Here is an 18,531-nt window from a genome sequence, read left to right on the forward strand (position 1 = left end):
AAGCCGGCGTTTCACGCGCCGCCTCAGGCCGAACGCGCGGTCGGCACCGAGACCTCCGGCTCCGGCGCGGTCTCGACGCGGACCGAACCGGTCGTGTCGAAGCGCAGACGAACCGGGAACGGCGCCGCCTCGGCTTCCGTCGCCGCGACCGCGACGAGGCTGATCTGCGGCCCGCCGCTGGTGACGGCCGCGATCAGGGCCGATGCGCCGCCGTCGAGATGCGGGATCGTTCCGTCGACCACCAGGATCTCCGGCCGCCGCAGGATCGCGCGGGCGAGGTCGACGAGCGCCTGCTGGCGCGGGGTGAGCAGGCGGCCGCGGTTGCCGACGGGGAAATCCAGCCCGCGCAGGCGGATGCGGCGTTCCAGGTCGAACTCCTGCACGACGAGGCGGACCTGGCGTTGGATCTCGGCTTCGCCGTGCATCCGCGCGGTGTTGATCCGCCCGAAGAGCAGCGCATCGAGGATCGAGCTGTGCCGGTTGATTCGCTCGGGATCGTAGGGCTCGACGTCCTCGGTGCCGTCCTCCCGTCGAAGCGCCTCGCGGACCGTGTAGCGCGCCGCCACCAGCCGCGCCCGATAAGGCGCATCGAGGAGGCCGAGCCGCTGGCGCGGCTCGACGTAGGCCAGGGCGAGGGCGAGGAACGCCTCGTTGTCGGCCGCCGGCGGCGCCTCGTCGGCACCGAGGGCCGAGAGCCGCTGCTCGAAGACCGGCAGCTCGTCCGGCGCGATCAGCGAAAACCTGCGGAACAGCGGATGGCCCGGCGGCACGTCGCGGAAGATGTCGACCAGGTTCCGGGCGATCGCCACGCCCATCCGGGCGAGATCGTCGAGCAGGAACAGCTTGTCGAGGGCAGCGCGGAAGCGCGGTTCGGACGCGAGGTTGCGCCCGGTCAGTTCCGGAACGGTCGGCACGCCGAACAGGAGGTTCTCCGCGATCGTCGCCTGCTCGTTGTAGCGGCGCGGATCGAACGGGATCACGAGGTCGGCCATGCCCGCGGCCGCGAAGTGCTGCTGCAAGTGCCGGCGCGCGGCGACGACCCGGCGCCCAGGCTCGGACTCGTGGTGCACCAGGCTGTAGGCGCTGAGGCCGAAGCGGTAGAGGTCGTCGCCCATCCCGAGGCGCTGCAGCAGGTCGAGCATCCGCGCGTCGAGGGCGGCGGCGTCCGCCAGGCCCAGGGCGGCGTAGTCGATCCAAGGATCGCTCGCATCCTCGACCGGGTTTCCGGTCCGCCGCGCCTCCGCGCGCCGGCGCCGCGCACGCTCCGGGCTGCCGGCGTCGTCGCGGATCACCGGGCGCCGGCGCAGGCCGTAGGCGAGGTTGTCGCGGATCGTGCCGGGAAACAGAACCGGCTCCGGCCCGGCATAGGCGAGCGCGCGGGCCCGGCGGGCCTGCGGCAGCGTGGCGACGTCCGCGCCGCCGATCCGCACCGTTCCGCCCTGCGGCGCCTGCAGCCCGGCGACGAGCCGCGCGACCACGTGGCCGAGGCCGCCCGCGGGGGCGAGGATCGCGGCCTGCACCGGCATCGGCAGGCTGACGGCCCCGAGCTCGAGCGCCGGGCCGCCGAGGGGATCCTTGAGGCTGACGCCGTCCAGCTCGAGCGGGCCGCCGAGGGGCCGGACCAAGCCCTGGCCCTCCGGCTCGGACGGCCGCAGCCGGTGCGGCGCGAAGTGGGCGGCGACGGTCTCGTACTTCACCTCGACGTCGAGGCGCTGCTGGTCCCAGTCGATCAGCTCCTTGAGCGGCGGCGGCAGATCGCGATAGGCGGCCAGCACGGCCACGAGCTGGCCGATGTCGAGCTCGCCGCGCAGCGCGAACAGGCCGCCGATCGCGTAGAAGAGGAAGGGCGTCACCTGCGCGAGCAGGTTGTTCAGGTACTTCACCAGGAACTTGCGCCGGTAGATCCGCAGGCGCAGGTCGTAGAGGCTGAACAGCCGGCCGCCGATCTCGGCACGCTCCCAACGCCCGGTGTCGTTGACGGTGACCGCCTCGAGCCCGTCCAGCACCTCGCCGACCCGGCCGGCGAAGCTCCGCGACGCGATCTGGCGCTTCCGGCTCAAGCGGATGATCTCGCGGCGCAGGCGCGGGATCACAACGATCTGCACGAGGACGATCGAGCCGGCGACGAGCCCGAGCCACAGGTTCTGCATCAGGATGAAGATCAGCGCGGTCGCCGCCTGCGTGCCGAGGAAGCACGGCACCACGATCGCGTCGCCGATGAAGGCGCCGATCGGCTCGACTTCGTCGCGGATGATGGTCGCCGTCTCCGACGACTTCACCTCGCGCGTCGTGTCCGGGGTGAAGCGGAGCATCAGCGAGAACAGCTCGAAGCGCAGGCGCCGCAGCATGCGCTCGCCGAGCACGCCCTTGCTGAGGTTGATCCAGAACTTGAACGCGCCGTTGATCAGCACGAGGGTGAGGAACAGCCCGGAGAGCCCGAACAGCAGCCCGGTGCGGTCGACCTCGAAGCCGGAGAACAGCACCTCCTGCTCGCCGCCGAGCCAGCCGGGCCAGTGGATGATGAGGTCGAGGAAGTCGACGGTCTCGCGCCCGCCCTTGAACGCCTTGCCGGAGATGGCGTCGTTGACGATGCGCTTGGGCAGGTCGAGCGAGGCGAAGTAGAACGGCAGCGATGCGAGCACGACGGCGCAGATCGCGAACTGGTCGCGCTTCGAATGTCGCCAGATATAGCCGAACAGCGTCGGCTCCAGATCCCGCATCGCCCGTCCCCGCCCCCCGTTCCGGCTCCCATACCCTCTCGCGAGCCCGCGCGTCACACGCATGTCATCGTGCAACGAAAAGGCGAAGCCCGAGCGTGCGCGGACTCACAGCCTCGGGCCTCCGTCACTCCGGAATGCGGTGTCGTCCCACGCGAGGCATTGTCATGGCGGCCCGGCTTGTGCGACCGCAGACCGGCTGCGACGCTGCGCCTGCACGCGCTGCGCGTGCCGGGGCGCGGATGGCGGCGGCGCGAGGGGGCGTTCGAGGATGAGACCGTGATGCGCCCGAGCCGCGTCCTGATCTACAGCCACGACACGTTCGGGCTCGGGCACCTGCGCCGCTCGCGCACCATCGCGAACGCGCTGGCCGGCACCGGCGAGGTCGAGGCGATGATCGTCTCCGGCTCGACGGTGGTCGCCCGCTTCGCCTTCGCCCGCGGCGTCTCCTCCGTGCGCGTGCCCGGCGTCACCAAGCGCGCCGACGGCAGCTATGCCGGGCTCGACCCGCAGGCGTCGCTGCAGGAGACGGTCGCCCGGCGCGCCGACATCGTCCTGCGCACCGCCCGCGACTTCCGGCCGAACCTGGTGATCGTCGATAAGGAGCCGACGGGCTTCCACGGCGAGATGCTTCCGACCCTGGAGCACCTGCGCGCCCGCGGCTGCCGTGTGGTGCTGGGCCTGCGCGACGTCCTCGACGACCCCGACCGCCTCGTGCCGGAATGGGAGCGAAAGGGCGCTTCGGAGGCGGTCCGCCGGTTCTACGACGAGATCTGGATCTACGGCCTCGCGCGCATCCACCGGCCGCTGGACGCGCTTCCCGTGGGTGCGGAATTCTCGGACCGGACGACCTACACCGGCTATCTCCACCGCGCCGCGCCGCGCCCCCGACCGGACCGGGCCGAGCCCGGCGTCGCGGCCGAGCCGTTCATCCTGGTCACCCCCGGCGGCGGCGGCGACGGCGACGGGCTGATCGACTGGGTGATCTCGGCCTACGAGGCCGATCCCGCGATCCCGCTTCCCGCGCTGATCGCCTTCGGACCCTTCCTCGCCTCGAAGAGCCGGGCGGCATTCCTGGGCCGGATCGCGCGGCTGCCGGGCCGGCTCTCCGCGATCACCTTCGACAGCGAGATCGAGCTCCTGATGGAGAAGGCGTCGGGCGTCGTGGCGATGGGCGGCTACAACACGTTCTGCGAGATCCTGTCCTTCGACAAGCGGGCGGTGCTGGTGCCGCGCACCACGCCGCGGCGCGAGCAGGAGATCCGCGCGGTGGCCGCCGAAGGCCTCGGCCTCGCCCGCACCGTGCTGGGCGCGGACGGGCGCGACCCCATGCGCATGGCGGCGGCGCTCCGGGCCCTGCCGGACCAGGCGCCTCCGTCGCGCGCGCGGATCCCCGACCTGCTCGGCGGCCTCGACCGGATCGCCGAGCGCGTCCGCGTGCTGAACGCTGGCGCACCCGTCCTCGCCCTCGGTGACAGGCCGTGAGCGAGGCGCGCATCGCGATCGTGCTGAAGGGCTATCCGCGATTGTCGGAGACCTTCATCGCGCAGGAGATCCTGGCGCTCGAGGGCCGCGGCCTCGCACTGGCGATCTGGTCGCTGCGCCGCCCGACCGACGCGAGCCGCCATCCGATGCACGACGCGATCGCGGCGCCGGTGGCCTACCTCCCCGAATACCTGCACGAGGCGCCCCTGCGGGTGCTGCGCGGGCTGGCCTGGGGCCTCCGCCGCCGGCGCTTCGTCGCGCTGGCCCGGCAATTCGCCACGGACCTTCTCCACGACCCGACCGCTTCGCGCATCCGCCGCCTCGGGCAGGCTCTGGTGCTGGCGCGGGAGCTGCCCGAGGCGGTCCGGCACCTGCACGCGCATTTCCTCCACACGCCGGCCAGCGTCGCGCGCTACGCCGCGCTCCTGACGGAGCGAAGCTGGAGCTTTTCCGCGCACGCCAAGGACATCTGGACGACGCCGGACCGCGAGCTGTCCGACAAGCTCTCCGACGCGGCCTGGGGGGTGACCTGCACCCGCGACGGCCTCGGCCGCCTGCGGGCGGTGTCGGCGGGTCGGGCGGCAGCGGAAGCCGGCTCCGTCGCGCTGGCCTATCACGGCCTCGATCTCGCCCGCTTTCCGGCGCCGCCCCTCCGACCGCCACGCGACGGCACGGATGCGCAGGATCCGATTCGGATCCTCAACGTCGGCCGGCTCGTCGCCAAGAAGGGGCACGACGACCTGATCGACGCGCTCGCGGCCCTTCCGCCGGACCTGCATTGGCGCCTCGACCTGATCGGCGGCGGCGAGCTTCGGGAGGACCTGAAAGCCCGCATCGCGGATCGCGGGCTCGGCGGCCGCGTCGCCTTCCGGGGCGCCCTGGCCCAGCCGGCGGTGATCGCGGCGATGCGGGCGGCCGACCTTTTCGTGCTGCCGACCAAGCCTGCGCCGTCCGGCGACCGCGACGGCCTGCCCAACGTGCTGATGGAGGCCGCCTCGCAGGGGCTGCCGATCCTCGCGACCGCTTTCGCGGGCACGCCGGAATTCGTCACCGACGGCGTCGAGGGATGCCTGGTCGCGCCGGGCGATCCCGCGGCGTTGTCCGCGGCGATCCTGCGGCTCGCCGGCGATCCGGTTCGGCGCCGACGCTTCGCGGACGCCGCCCGCGCGCGCCTGCTGCGGGATTTCTCGCTCGATGCCGGCATCGACCTGATCGGCGGGCGGCTCGCCGCCTCGGCGGGAATCGCGCCGCCGCGTCCGGCATCGGCGCCCGAGCGAGCGGCGGAGGCCTGCGCATGCGGGTGCTGATCGCCGTCACGCATCTTCTCGGCGCCGGTCACCTGACCCGCGCCGCCGCGATCGGCCGCGCCTTCGCCGCCTCGGGCCATGCGGTGACCCTGGTCTCGGGCGGCGGCCCTGCGCCGATGGTGCGGCTCGACGGCCTGCGCCTCGTGCAACTGCCGCCGCTGCACATCGTCGGCACCGCCTTCGCGCGGCTTCTTGGCGCGGACGGGCACGCGGCCGGCGCCGACCTGCTCGCGGCACGCCGGGCGCTGCTTCGGCAGGCGCTGGCCGAGACGGCTCCGGACGTGGTGATCACCGAGCTGTTCCCGTTCGGCCGCCGAGCGCTCGAAGCCGAATTCCTCGACCTCGTCGAAGCGGCATCCGAGCGGCGCCCGCGACCGCTGATCCTCGCCTCGATCCGCGACGTGCTCGTCGCGCCGGAGAAGCCGCGGAAGATCCGCATCGCGCATGCGCGCGTGGCCGGGATCTACGACGCGGTGCTGGTGCACGGCGACCCCGATCTCGTCGCCCTCGACGCCTCCTGGCCGGTGGACGAGGATCTGCGCGCCAAGCTGCGATACACCGGCTACGTCGACGAGGACGCGGCGCCGATCGAGGATGCGGATGCCCGCGCGGGCGTCCTGGTCTCGGCCGGGTCGAGCGCGGCCGGGCTCGGCCTCTGCCGCGCCGCCGCGGACGCGGCGCGGCGGAGGCCGGACCTCGGCTGGCGCATCCTTGCCGGCCACGGCATCGCGCAGGCCGAGATCGATGCCATGCGCGCGAGGCTGGCCGACGGCGTCCTGACGCGGGCGCAGCCGAATTATCGCGCGCTTCTGGCGCGGGCTGCGGTGTCGGTGAGCGCCTGCGGCTACAACACCGCGGTGGATCTCCTCGCCACCCGGACGCCCGCCGTGCTGGTGCCGTTCGCGGCAGGCGCCGAGACCGAGCAGAGCCTGCGTGCCCAGCACCTCGCCGCCCGCGGCCTGGCCCGGATCGTGCCCGAGGACGCACTTTCCGCGGCGACGCTGCTCGACGCCATCGCGTCTGCAGCCGGAGCGCCGATCCCGGCAGATCACGGCATCGCGCTCGACGGCGCACGGCGCACGGTCGCCATCGTCGAAACGCTCCTCGCCGCGAAGAAACGGAGCGCCCGTGCGGAGAAGACCCCGCTCGACCGCCTGCGCGCCGTCCTCGACGAGTCCGGCGCGCGCGGCCGCCGCGTGCCGATCTGGTGGCGGGACGACGATGCCGTCGCCGCGACGCCCGCCCTGGACCGCCTGCTCGACCTCGCGGACACCTTCGCGTCCCCGCTGCTCGTCGCGGCGATCCCGGCAGGCATCGAGCCGTCCCTCGGCGAGCGTCTCGCCGACGCGCCACGCGTCAGCCTCGCCGTGCACGGACTGGCCCACACCGATCACGCCGCACCCGGCAGCAAACCATCGGAGTTCGGCGCCGACCGTCCCCTGCCGCTCGCGATCGCGGACGCCGCGGAAGGCCTGCGCCTCGCCCGCGCGCGGCTTCCGGCGGACCGGCTCCTGCCGGTGTTCGTGCCGCCGTGGAACCGCCTCGCCCCCGAAATCGCCGCCGCCCTTCCGGCGCTGGGCTATCGCGGGCTGTCGTCGGTGCCCGGAGCGGCGGTGCCCGGCCTGATGCGGGCCGACGTCGCGATCGACCCGATCGACTGGCGCGGCACGCGCTCGCTCGTCGATCCCGCACGGCTGATCGACACCCTGTGCCGGACCATCGCGGAGGGAAACGATCGGCCGGTCGGGCTGCTCACCCACCACCTCGCCCACGACGAAGCGATCTGGGACTTCCTCGGCGCCCTGTTCGCGATCCTGTTCCGGCATCCGGCGGTAACGCTCTGCGACCCGCGGCATCTGTTCCGGCCGCCGGCGGTGGACGGGGCGGTGCCGGCGTGGTGGACTTGCCCGGCCGACGCGCCTGCGAGGATCGCTTGAGCCCGCTCCTGTCCATCCAGAACCTGCAGGTCGATTTTGGCGGACACGGTGCGCCGTTCCGCGCCCTGCACGGCCTGTCGCTCGACGTGATGCGCGGGCGGACCCTGGCGCTCGTCGGCGAATCCGGCTCGGGCAAGTCGGTGACCGCACAGGCAATCCTGCGCATCCTGCCCCGGGTGGCCACGATCAGCGCCGGCCGCATCCTGTTCGACACCGGCCGCGGGGCAACCGACATCGCCGCGCTGCCCCCCGACGGCCCGGCGATGCGCGCGATCCGCGGCGCCGGCATCGCGATGATCTTCCAGGAGCCGATGACCTGCCTGTCGCCGCTCCACACCATCGGCGACCAGGTCGGCGAGGCGCTGCGCATCCACGGCAACGCCACCCGGGCCGAGGCCGACGCGCAGGCCAGGGACGCCTTCGCCCGCGTCGGCTTCCCCGATCCGGCGCGGGCGCTGCACACCTATCCGTTCGAGCTCTCCGGTGGCCTGCGCCAGCGGGCGATGATCGCGATGGCGCTGATCCTCAAGCCCGCCCTGCTCGTCGCCGACGAGCCGACGACGGCCCTCGACGTGACGACCCAGGCCCAGATCCTCGCGCTGCTGACCCGGCTGCAGGACGAGACCGGCATGGCGATCCTGCTGATCACCCACGACCTCGGCGTCGTCGCCAACGTCGCCCACGACGTGGCGGTGCTCTATCGCGGCCGCCTCGTCGAGTCCGGCCCGCGCGGCGCGGTCATGCGCGACCCCGGCCACCCCTACCTCAAGGCGCTGCTCCACGCCGTGCCGCGCTTCGACATGGCGCCGGGCGAGCGCTTGACGCCGATCCGCCCGGCCAAGGCGGTGATCCCGCCGGCACGCAGGCCGGCGGCGATCGACGGGCCGATCCTGCGCATCGAAGGGGTCTCGAAGGTCTTCACCCTGCGCTCGGGGCGGTTCGGCGGGCCGCCGCGGGTCGTGCGGGCGGTCTCCGACGTGTCGCTCGACCTCGTGCCCGGCAGGACGCTCGGGCTCGTCGGCGAATCCGGATCGGGCAAGACCACCGTTTCGAAGATGGTGATGCGCGCGCTCGCCCCCGATGCCGGCCGCGTGCTGTTCGACGACGGCACCGGCCCGCGCGACGTCCACGCCCTCGCCGGCGCCGACCTGTTCGCCTACCGCCGCGCCGTGCAGTTCGTGTTCCAGGACCCCTACGCCTCGCTCGATCCGCGGATGACCGTGCGCCAGATCCTCACCGAGCCGATGGAGATCCACGGGATCGGCGGGCGCGAGCGCCGGGCGCGGGCCGAGGCGCTGATGGCGATGGTCGGCCTCGAAGCCGGCGCGCTCGGGCGCTATCCGCACGCCTTCTCCGGCGGCCAGCGCCAGCGCATCGGCATCGCCCGGGCGCTCGCCCTCGATCCGAAGGTGCTGGTGCTCGACGAGCCCGTCTCGGCGCTCGACGTCTCGGTGCAGGCCCAGATCCTGAACCTGCTGAAGGACTTGCAGTCCGCGCTCGGCCTGACCTACCTCATCGTCTCTCACAACCTCGCGGTGATCGACTACATGGCGGATACCATCGCGGTGATGTGCCGGGGGCGAATCGTGGGGCAGGCCCCGAAGGCCGCCCTGTTCCGCAACCCGGTCCATCCCTATACCCGCGCGCTGCTCGCCGCGGTGCCCGACCCGAGCCTCGACCACCCGCTCGATTTCTCGGCGGTCACCGGCGACCATTCCGACCCGGGGTGCTGGCCGGAGCCCTACCGGCTGGCGCCCGACGAGGCCGGCCATATGGTCGAGATCGAGCCGGGCTACCACGTCCGCCACGGCGCAGCCGATGCGCGGCGGGCCGCATGAGCACGCCCCGCCCCTCCCGCACGCTGGAACGGCTCCGCCGCCGCGTGCTGGCGCCGTTCTTCGACCGGCTCGGCTACGACCTCGTGCCCGCCGCCCCCGACTGGTCGCACCGCCCGACCTCGCCGCGCGAGGTCGACCAGTTGCTCGGCTCCGCGGCCGACAGCCTGCAGCGCGACCTCGCCGCGTCGGGCATCGCGACCGGCCTCGACGTGCCCGCGGCGGTGCGGCGGTTCTGGACGCTGATCCCGACGGCGCCGGTGCGCCAGCGCCGCGGCGGCAGCGGATTCAACGGGGCGCTCCAGCTCTACGTGGCGATGCGCGCGCTGGCGCCGGCCACGGTCATCGAGTCCGGGGTCTTCCGCGGGCTCACCACCTGGGTGATCCGGCAGGCCTGCCCGGACGCGACGATCCATTGCCACGACCCGGACCTGTCGAACCTGCATTATTGCGACCCGAGAGCGCATTACAGCACCGCCGACTGGTCGACGGCCGACTGGTCGCAGCTCGATGCGGCGACGACGGTCGCGTTCTTCGACGACCACGTCTCGCAGGGGCGGCGGGTGATCGAGGCGAGGCGCCTGGGCCTCACCCGCCTTCTGTTCGACGACGACGCCGCCGGCCATCGCATCCATGCCCATGGCGGCCCGGCGCATCCCACCATCGCGATGATCGAGACCTTGCGTGACGAGGCTGGGCGCGACGAGCCTCGGCGCGACCGGGCCGAGCCGATCCGCTGGCAGCGCAACGGCCGCAGCTTCGAGCAGCCGGCCGACGACCCGCTCGCCCGCGAGGCCGCAGCCGGCATCGCCCGCGCGCACGCCTTCGACGACCTGCACCGCGCCACCGGCTACTCGCCGGCCCGGCTGACCTACGTGGCGCTGCATCCGCCGAAGCGAGGAATAGCCGCTTGATCGGGCTTCGGAACGACGAAAGCGCGGGCTCCCCCTCCCCCCCTGCTGCGCAAGGTACCCTTTCCCGCAAGGGGGGGAGGGAGACGCGCGCCGAGGCGGCGCGCACATCGGATGCCGGGATTTCGCGCCGTGCATTGTTGATCGGCGTCGCGACTGCCTCGACGGTTTTCGCCGCTCCGCGTTTCGCCCGCGCGGATACCCCTCGGACAGGGCCGCCCGAAACCCCGCTCGTCGTCGATCCCGCCGCCGCCGCGCGCAAGCTCGGCACCAGCGGCGGGACGATCCGCACCCTGATCGCCAAGGCGCGGGACGTGCGCTACCTCTCGGTCTACGGCTACACACGCCTCGTCGGCTACGATGCGGACCTCGTGTTGAAGCCCGACGTGCTGGCGGCCGTCGCGGTCGAGGGCGGGCGCTTCACCTTCACCCTGCGCAAGGGCCATCGCTGGTCCGACGGCGAGCCCTTCACCACGGAGGATTTCCGCTACTACTGGGAAGACGTCGCCAACGACAGGGATCTGAGCCCCGGCGGCCCGCCCGATTTCCTGCTGGTCGACGGCAAGCCGCCGACCGTCGAGATCGTCGATCCGGTCACCGTGCGCTTCACCTGGGATCGGCCGAACCCGCGCTTCCTGCCGGCCCTCGCCGCGCCGCGCGACCCGCTGATCTACCGCCCGGCGCATTACCTGAAGCCGGTCCATCCGCGATACGTCGGGCGCGAGAAGGCCGAGGCCGCGGCCAAGGCGCAGAAGCTCCGCGGCTGGGCGGCGCTGCACAACCGGATGGACGACAACTACGAGCTGAACAATCCCGACGCCCCGACCCTGCAGGGGTGGCGGCCCCGCACCCGCGCGCCGGCGACGCGCTTCGTGTTCGAGCGCAACCCCTACTACCACCGCGTCGACACGGCCGGCACGCAGCTCCCCTATCTCGACCGCATCGTCATGGACGTCGCCTCGAGCGGGCTGCTCGTCGCCAAGACCAATGCCGGCGAGGCCGACTTGATGTTCCGCGGCCTGACGATGGCCGACATCCCGAGCCTCAAGGAGGGCGAGCGCGCGCACGGCTACCGCACCAACCTGTGGCCGCTCGCGCGCGGCTCCGAGATCGCGCTCTACCCGAACCTGACGACCCTCGATCCCGGCTGGCGCGCCCTCAACCGCGACGTGCGCTGGCGCCACGCGCTGTCGCTCGCCATCGATCGCCGCACCCTCAACAACACCCTGCTGTTCGGCCTCGGCACCGAGGGCAACGACACGCTGATCCCCGAGAGCCCGCTCTACGCGCCCGAGATGCGCACGCTGCATGCGGGCTACGAACCGGCGGCGGCCGAAAGACTGCTCGACGCCGCCGGCCTCGACAGGCGCGACCCCTCCGGCATCCGCCTGATGCCGGACGGCCGGCTGCTCGAGCTCGTCGTCGAGAGCGACGGCGAGGTCTCCATGGTGCTCGACGGGCTGCTGCTGATCGGCGAGTTCTGGCGCGAGGTCGGGATCAAGCTCGTGGTCAAGCCGCAGGAACGCACGAACCTGCGCCGTCGCTCGGTGGCCGGGATGACGGTGATGGTGGCGGCGCAGGGGCTCGACCTCGCAGTGCCGACGGCGATCATGCCGCCGACCGAGCTGAGCCCGGCGCAGAGCGACCATTATTCCTGGCCGCGCTGGAGCCTTCACGTCGAGACGCACGGGGCGAGTGGCGAGGCGTGCGACGTCGAGGCCGTCCACCGCCTGATCGACCTCGACCGCCAGTGGCGCGACACCGACGACGCAGGCAGGCAGGCGGCGATCTGGCGCGAGATGCTGATGAACCACGCCGAGAACACCTGGGTCATCGGCACGGTCGGGGGCGCGCTGCAGCCGGTGGTCGCATCGAGCCACCTCGCAAACCTGCCGGCCAAGGCGCTGTACGCCTTCGAGCCGACGGCGATGATCGGCGTCCAGCGCCTCGACGAGGTGTTCTGGGACCGCCCGGCCGAACGCCAGGCCCAGCTATGACGATCGCCGTGCTGCGCCGCGTCCTCACCATGGCGGTGACGCTGCTGGTGATCTCCGCCCTCGTCTTCGCGATCATCAAGCTGCCGCCGGGCGACTTCCTGACGAACCGGATCATGGAGCTGCGCTCCATGGGCGAGGCGGTGTCCGTCGCCAAGGCCGAGCTGCTGATCCGGCAATACGGCCTCGACCGGCCGGTCTACGAGCAGTACCTGATCTGGATCGGGCTGATGCCCGGCCCGGCGGGCTTCTCCGGGCTGCTGCAGGGCGATTGGGGCTGGTCGTTCGAGTACGATCGCCCCGTTTCCGAGGTGGTGGGCGATGCGCTCTGGCTGACGCTGGTGGTCAACCTCGCGGCCCTGGTCTTCGTCCATTTGGTCGCGATCCCGATCGCGATCTACTCGGCGACGCATCGCCATACCGCGGGCGACGCGGTCGTCACCGTGCTTGGCTATGTCGGCCTCGCCGTGCCCGGGTTCCTGCTGGCACTGATCCTGCTGTTCTACGCCAACATCTGGTTCGGCCTGTCGATCGGCGGCCTCTACGACGCATCCTTCACCGGCAAGCCCTGGGACTGGCCGAAGGTCCAGTCGCTGCTGGCCCACCTCGCGGTGCCGACGCTCGTGATCGGGCTCGGCGGCACGGCGGCGATGATCCGGCGGATGCGGGCGAACCTGCTCGACGAGCTCGCGAAGCCCTACACCGTGACCGCGCGGGCCAAGGGCCTGCCGCCGCTGCGGGCGCTGCTCAAGTATCCGTTCCGGATGTCGCTGAACCCGTTCGTCGCCGACATCGGCAACCTGCTGCCGCACCTCGTCTCCGGATCGGTGCTCGTCTCGCTGGTGCTGAGCCTGCCGACCGTCGGCCCGCTGCTGCTCGACGCGCTGAAGAGCCAGGACCAGTTCATGGCCGGCTTCATCCTGATGTTCGTCGCGCTGCTGACGCTCGTCGGCATGCTGATCTCGGACCTCATCCTGGTCTGGCTCGATCCGCGCATCCGCATGGGGGCACGCTGATGGTGCCCGAGACGGCACCCGTGGCACCTCACTTCGTCGACCCGGCGCCGTTCGATCCGGAGGCCGGCGGCGGACGTGATTCCGGCACGGCCTACGCCTCGGCTTGGCGGCTGATCTTCCGGAAGTTCCTCGGCCACCGCATCGCCGTCGCCTCGGCGCTCGTGCTCCTGGCGCTCTACGCCGCCGTGCCCTTCGTCGAGTTCCTGGCCCCCTACGAGCAGGCGAGGCGCAACGGCGACTACCTGTTCGCGCCGCCGCAAGCGGTGCACCTGTTCCACGAGGGGCGGTTCGTCGGGCCGTTCGTCTATCCGTACCGGGCCGAGCTCGACATGGAGACCTTCCGCCGCGGCTACGTCACCGACGCCGCCACGCCGCAGCCGCTGCGCTTCTTCTGCCGCGGCGAAGCCTACACCCATCTCGGGCTCAGCCGGGGCGACCGGCACCTCGTCTGCCCGTCCGAGGGCGGGACGCTCTATCTGCTGGGCACCGACCGGCTCGGCCGCGACCTGCTCTCGCGCACGATCTACGGCGCGCGGGTCTCGCTGGTGATCGGCCTCGTCGGCGTCGCGATCTCGTTCGCGCTCGGGCTCCTGCTCGGCGGCATCGCCGGCTACTTCGGCGGCTTCGTCGACGCGGCGGTGCAGCGGCTGATCGAGGTGGTGCGCTCGCTGCCCGAGCTCCCGCTCTGGCTCGCCCTGTCGGCGGCGCTGCCGCCGAGCTGGAGCCCGCTCTGGGTGTTCTTCGGCATCACCATCATCCTCGGGCTGCTCGATTGGCCGGGCCTCGCGCGCGCCGTGCGCGGCAAGCTGCTGGCGCTGCGCGAGGAGGATTTCGTGCAGGCGGCGGAGCTGATGGGCGCCTCGCCCGCCCGCGTCATCGGCCGGCACCTGATCCCGAACTTCATGAGCCACTTGATCGCCTCGGCGACGCTCTCGATCCCGACGATGATCCTGGGCGAGACCGCCTTGTCGTTCCTCGGCCTCGGCCTTCGGCCGCCGGTGACGAGCTGGGGCGTGCTGCTCAACGACGCCCAGAACCTCTCGGCGGTGCAGCTCTACCCCTGGCTGCTGCTGCCGGTGGTGCCCGTGCTGGTGACGGTGCTGGCGTTCAACTTCCTGGGCGACGGGCTTCGGGACGCCGCCGACCCGTATCATTGAGGCACGCCTCGGCAGGGCTCGCCCCGGGCCGCGCCGTGCCGCATAAGGCGGCGAGATCGCTCCCGAGGACCGCCCCGTGACCGTCACCCAGATCACCCATCACGACCTCGACGGCTACGGCGCCGTGGCGATCGTCGGCAACCACGTCGACGTCGCGCGGATCGTCCACGTGCCCCGCTACTCCGATGTCGGCCCGGTGGTCGAGGAGGAGCTGAAGCGCCTGTCGAAGGCGGAAGCCTCCGAGACGCTGATCATGACCGATCTCGGGCTCGAGCCGGTGGCGGTGAAGTTCCTCAAGAGCTTCGTCGCGATGAACCGCAAGCGGGGCGAGGATGCCCGCCACCGCCTGATCGTCCTCGACCATCACGCCTCGTCGATCGACCAGCTGCGCCAGCACGGGGTCGAGCCGGTGGACGAGGCGGCCTCGCCGAAGCGCTTCGAGCTGGACGACCCGGACGTCGTCGTCCTGATCGACGAGACCTGCTGCGCCACGCGGATGGCGCACGCCAACCGCAGCCTCTACGCGACGCGCGACGGCGAGGATCTCACCGCCCTGGTCGAGGCCGTGGACGCCCTCGACCTGTGGAAGAAGGAGCGCCCGACCTTCGCCGGCGGGCTGATGCTCGACGAGGTGTTCTGGGACAACGTCGGCAACCTCGTGCCGGTCGGCCACCCCTGGCACGACCGCTTCGTCGTGGCGCTGCTCCGCGCGGTCTCGGGGCTGATCGACGAAGGCCTGGCGCCCGCCGAGATCGAGACCCGGGTCGCCGCGCTGCGCCGGCAGGTCCTCGATCGGCTCCTCGATGGGGAGGCCGACGACGACCGCAACCTGACCACGCGGATGCGGATCGCCCGCGTGCTCGCGCGCTCGGACGTGCTGTTCCGCCCCCTCTCGGACGGGACCCTGCTCTCGTTCGGCCTCGATTCGGGCACCTTCCAGCGCGTCTCGGACCTGATCATGGATCGCGGCGGCGCCAAGCGGGTGTGCAACGTCCAGCGCACGGGCTCCCTGTCGTTCCGCTCGAACGACGAGACCGCCCTGGATGCCGCGCGCAAGTTCCGCGGCGGCGGCCACAAGGACGCCGCCGGCGGCAAGCTGCCCGCCGGCTCGGCCTTCTCGCTCGCCGACGCGATCGCCCAGGTCGAGCCGATTCTCAATCCGCCGCCGCCGGATCGCTCGGGCAGCCCCTTCGCCGCGCTTAAGGATTGGAAAGGGTAGTCCGTCTCGAAAGGCCGCAGGATGATCGCATAGATTGTGCAATCGCTCCGTGCTGGCTAAGATATTGCCCGACCGAGATACTGCGTCAGATCTGTGCCTACGCCTGACCGAATTCGTGCTGGGATTTGACCAGCGTCGTCAACCGGAGTCGAAAAGCCCATGTCCGTTCGGCAAGGCTCGCAGCGGCGAGCGCCGAGGAAGCCCGCAATCGTCCCGGAGGCGTCCGCGGACTCGCAGCGCCTCGACAACCAGCTTTGCTTCGCCGTCTACGCCGCGGCGCATGCCTTCGGCCGCGCCTATCGCACGCTGCTGGGCCAGCACGACCTCACCTACCCGCAATACCTCGTGCTTCTCGTCCTGTGGGAGGAGGAAGGGTTGTCGGTGAAGGAGATCGGGACGCGGCTGTTCCTCGATTCCGGGACGCTCACGCCGTTGCTGAAGCGGCTCGAGGCGTCGGGCCGGGTCCGGCGCGCCCGCGACCGTGCGGACGAGCGCCAGGTCAGCATCTTCCTGACCGATTCCGGCCGGGCCCTGCGCAAGCCGCTGGCCTGCATTCCCGATCAGGCCGGCGGCATGACCGGCCTCGACGTCGAGGGGCGCCGCGCCCTGCTCGACCATCTCGTCACCCTCCGCACCGGCCTGCACGACGGCACCGACGCCTGATCGGGCCGGCAATGTCGACTCCTGCGAAACTCGGCGACCGCAAAGAAAAAAAGCCGTCCCCGCGTGAGCGGGAACGGCCTTCGGCCTGACCTGAATGGCCGGGTCGTCGAACGCTCAGGTCTTGGACTTGAGGTAGGCGATGATGTCCTCGACCTTCTTCTCGTCCTTGATGCCCGGGAAGACCATCTTGGTGCCGGGGACCTTCTTCTTCGGGTCGACCAGCCACTCCTTGAGGTTCGCCTCGTCCCAGGTGATGCCCGAGTTCTTCAGCGCCGCGGAGAAGGCGTAGCCGTCGCGGCCCTCGCCGGCCTTCTCGCCGACGATGCCCTTGAGGTTCGGGCCGACGCCGTTCTTCTCGAAGTTGTGGCAGGACTTGCAAGGTGCGAACGCCTTCTCGCCGGCGGCCGCATCGCCTTCCGCCTGAGCGGCGATCGGCAAGAGCAGGGCAAGGGCGGCGCCGAGGATGACATGACGCATCGGGATTTCCTCCATTATGACGGCTATGGCCGTCAGGCTTATGGCAGAGCTTGGTCGATTGGAACAGGTCGAAGGTGCAAACGCCGTTCACGCCGATGTGCCGGTGCGACCAAACGTTGCAGTAGCCTCTCAGTCGCCTTCGAGCCGCCCCTTCGCCCGACGGTGCGGACCCGCCGGGAGTGCGATAGACTGATCTCCAAACGGTCCCCGCACCGCCGCGGAACCCGTCTAGGCCCACGCTCCTGAGCGGCGGCTGAAGGGCCTGACGCGGTGACGATCGGATCGACGAAATCCGGAGGTTTCGCCATGTCCATCCGCTTCCCCGAGCCCGATGCCGGCGTCGTCGCCCGCCGCGACGCGATCGTCGCCGGCCTGCGGCCGCTGGTCGGCCCCGAGGCCCTGGTGACCACGGAGGACGAGCGCCGCGCCTTCGAGACCGACGGGCTCACCGCCTACCGCAAGATGCCGCTGGCGGTGGTCCTGCCCTCCACCACCGCCGAGGTCTCCGCGGTGATGGCCTATTGCCACGCCCACGGCGTCCGCGTGGTGCCGCGCGGCGCCGGCACGTCGCTGGCCGGCGGCGCCATCGCGCAGGAGGATGCGATCATCCTCGGCGTGGGGAAGATGACCCAGGTGCTCGCCCTCGATTTCGAGAACCGCATCGCCCGCGTCCAGAGCGGGATCACCAACCTAGCGATCTCGGGCGCGGTCGGCCACGAGGGCTTCTTCTACGCGCCCGACCCGTCGAGCCAGCTTGCCTGCACCATCGCCGGCAACATCGCGATGAATTCCGGCGGGGCGCACTGCCTCAAGTACGGCGTCACCACCAACAACCTGATGGGCGTGACGCTGGTGATGAACGACGGCACCGTGGTCGAGATCGGCGGCGACCATCTCGATGCCGGCGGCTACGACCTGCTCGGGCTGATCTGCGGCTCGGAGGGGCAGCTCGGCATCGTCACCGAGGCGACCGTCCGGATCCTGCGCGCCGCCGAGGGCGCGCGCCCGGCGCTCGTCGGCTTCTCGTCGGTCGAGGATGCCGGCGCCTGCACCGCGGCGATCATCGCCGCCGGCATCATCCCGGTTGCGATCGAGTACATGGACCGCGAGGCGATCCTGATCACCGAGGATTTCGCGCAGGCCGGCTACCCGCGCGACGCCGAGGCGATGCTGATCATCGAGGTCGAGGGCTCGGACACCGAGTGCGAGGCGATGCTCGCCCGCATCGCGGCGATCGCGCAGGATTTCCGCCCGACGAGCATCCGGGTCTCGAAGTCGGAGGCCGAATCCGCCGCGATCTGGAAGGGCCGCAAGTCGGCCTTCGGCGCCACGGGGCGCATCTCCGACTACATCTGCATGGACGGCACGATCCCGACCGGGCAGCTCTCCGTGGTGCTGGAGCGCATCGGCGCGATCTGCAAGGCGCAGGGGCTTCGCGTCGCCAACGTGTTCCATGCCGGCGACGGCAACCTGCACCCGCTGATCCTGTTCGACATCAACAAGCCCGGCGAGCTGCAGAAGGCCGAGACCGCGGGCGACGAGATCCTCAAGCTCTGCGTCGAGGTCGGCGGATGCCTGACCGGCGAGCACGGCGTCGGCATCGAGAAGCGCGAGCTGATGCGCTTTCAGTACACGCAGGCCGACCTGGAGCAGCAGATGCGAGTGCGCAACGTCTTCGACCCGCACTGGCTGATGAACCCGGCGAAGGTTTTCCCGCTCGAAGGGCGGGTCGCCGCCTGAGAGCAGGACCCGCCGGACCCGCGTTGACACCCATCGGACTTGCCGACATCCCTCCTGCGATGTTCCGGACCGA

Annotated in this window: 13 protein-coding genes; 11 read left to right on the forward strand and 2 right to left on the reverse strand. The window is 71.5% G+C overall.

Annotated features, from left to right (window positions below):
* Positions 1-23: 23 nt before the first annotated feature.
* On the reverse strand, positions 24-2,720 hold the full coding sequence (locus MKK70_RS27595) for an ABC transporter ATP-binding protein (RefSeq protein WP_243936307.1): 2,697 nt from the start codon (positions 2,718-2,720) through the stop codon (positions 24-26).
* Positions 2,721-2,897: 177 nt separating this feature from the next.
* On the opposite strand from MKK70_RS27595, the gene MKK70_RS27600 reads away from it, so the two are divergent.
* From MKK70_RS27600 to MKK70_RS27645, 10 genes are all read left to right on the forward strand, one after another.
* Complete coding sequence (locus tag MKK70_RS27600) at positions 2,898-4,202, forward strand: glycosyltransferase (protein WP_313899121.1); 1,305 nt, start codon at positions 2,898-2,900, stop codon at positions 4,200-4,202.
* A complete protein-coding gene (locus MKK70_RS27605) occupies positions 4,199-5,509 on the forward strand; it encodes a glycosyltransferase (protein ID WP_243951137.1) in 1,311 nt (436 codons plus the stop codon). The genes MKK70_RS27600 and MKK70_RS27605 overlap by 4 nt, the downstream gene beginning before the upstream one ends.
* The gene (locus MKK70_RS27610; RefSeq protein ID WP_243951139.1) at positions 5,497-7,446 is read left to right on the forward strand and encodes a glycosyltransferase; all 1,950 of its coding nucleotides are present in this window, start codon (positions 5,497-5,499) and stop codon (positions 7,444-7,446) included. Before MKK70_RS27605 ends, MKK70_RS27610 begins: the two co-directional genes overlap by 13 nt.
* Positions 7,443-9,284: an ABC transporter ATP-binding protein gene (locus MKK70_RS27615; protein ID WP_243951140.1), complete on the forward strand. Its 1,842-nt coding sequence runs from the start codon at positions 7,443-7,445 to the stop codon at positions 9,282-9,284. Before MKK70_RS27610 ends, MKK70_RS27615 begins: the two co-directional genes overlap by 4 nt.
* On the forward strand, positions 9,281-10,195 hold the full coding sequence (locus MKK70_RS27620) for a hypothetical protein (RefSeq protein WP_243951142.1): 915 nt from the start codon (positions 9,281-9,283) through the stop codon (positions 10,193-10,195). The genes MKK70_RS27615 and MKK70_RS27620 overlap by 4 nt, the downstream gene beginning before the upstream one ends.
* 137 nt (positions 10,196-10,332) lie before the next feature.
* Positions 10,333-12,189, forward strand: coding sequence for an ABC transporter substrate-binding protein (locus tag MKK70_RS27625; protein ID WP_243951144.1), 1,857 nt, complete (start codon positions 10,333-10,335; stop codon positions 12,187-12,189).
* The gene (locus MKK70_RS27630; protein WP_243951146.1) at positions 12,186-13,202 is read left to right on the forward strand and encodes an ABC transporter permease; all 1,017 of its coding nucleotides are present in this window, start codon (positions 12,186-12,188) and stop codon (positions 13,200-13,202) included. The genes MKK70_RS27625 and MKK70_RS27630 overlap by 4 nt, the downstream gene beginning before the upstream one ends.
* Entirely contained in the window at positions 13,202-14,359 is a 1,158-nt protein-coding gene (locus MKK70_RS27635) for an ABC transporter permease (RefSeq protein WP_279603822.1), read from the forward strand. The genes MKK70_RS27630 and MKK70_RS27635 overlap by 1 nt, the downstream gene beginning before the upstream one ends.
* 76 nt (positions 14,360-14,435) lie before the next feature.
* Positions 14,436-15,578, forward strand: a complete 1,143-nt coding sequence (locus tag MKK70_RS27640; RefSeq protein ID WP_243951147.1) for a dimethylmenaquinone methyltransferase — start codon at positions 14,436-14,438, stop codon at positions 15,576-15,578.
* 159 nt (positions 15,579-15,737) lie between these two features.
* Positions 15,738-16,241: a MarR family winged helix-turn-helix transcriptional regulator gene (locus MKK70_RS27645; protein ID WP_147724998.1), complete on the forward strand. Its 504-nt coding sequence runs from the start codon at positions 15,738-15,740 to the stop codon at positions 16,239-16,241.
* Between the two features lie 114 nt (positions 16,242-16,355).
* Here the strand turns inward: MKK70_RS27645 and MKK70_RS27650 are convergent, their stop codons facing one another.
* Positions 16,356-16,718 carry a c-type cytochrome gene (locus MKK70_RS27650; RefSeq protein WP_147725000.1) on the reverse strand — a complete coding sequence of 121 codons (363 nt, stop codon included), beginning with the start codon at positions 16,716-16,718 and terminating at the stop codon, positions 16,356-16,358.
* 306 nt (positions 16,719-17,024) lie between these two features.
* Here MKK70_RS27650 and MKK70_RS27655 point away from each other — a divergent pair, with 306 nt between their 5' ends.
* Complete coding sequence (locus tag MKK70_RS27655; RefSeq protein ID WP_147841226.1) at positions 17,025-18,458, forward strand: FAD-linked oxidase C-terminal domain-containing protein; 1,434 nt, start codon at positions 17,025-17,027, stop codon at positions 18,456-18,458.
* Positions 18,459-18,531: the final 73 nt, after the last annotated feature.

The sequence above is a fragment of the Methylobacterium sp. E-041 genome (assembly GCF_022829665.1).
In the GTDB taxonomy this organism is placed as follows: domain Bacteria; phylum Pseudomonadota; class Alphaproteobacteria; order Rhizobiales; family Beijerinckiaceae; genus Methylobacterium.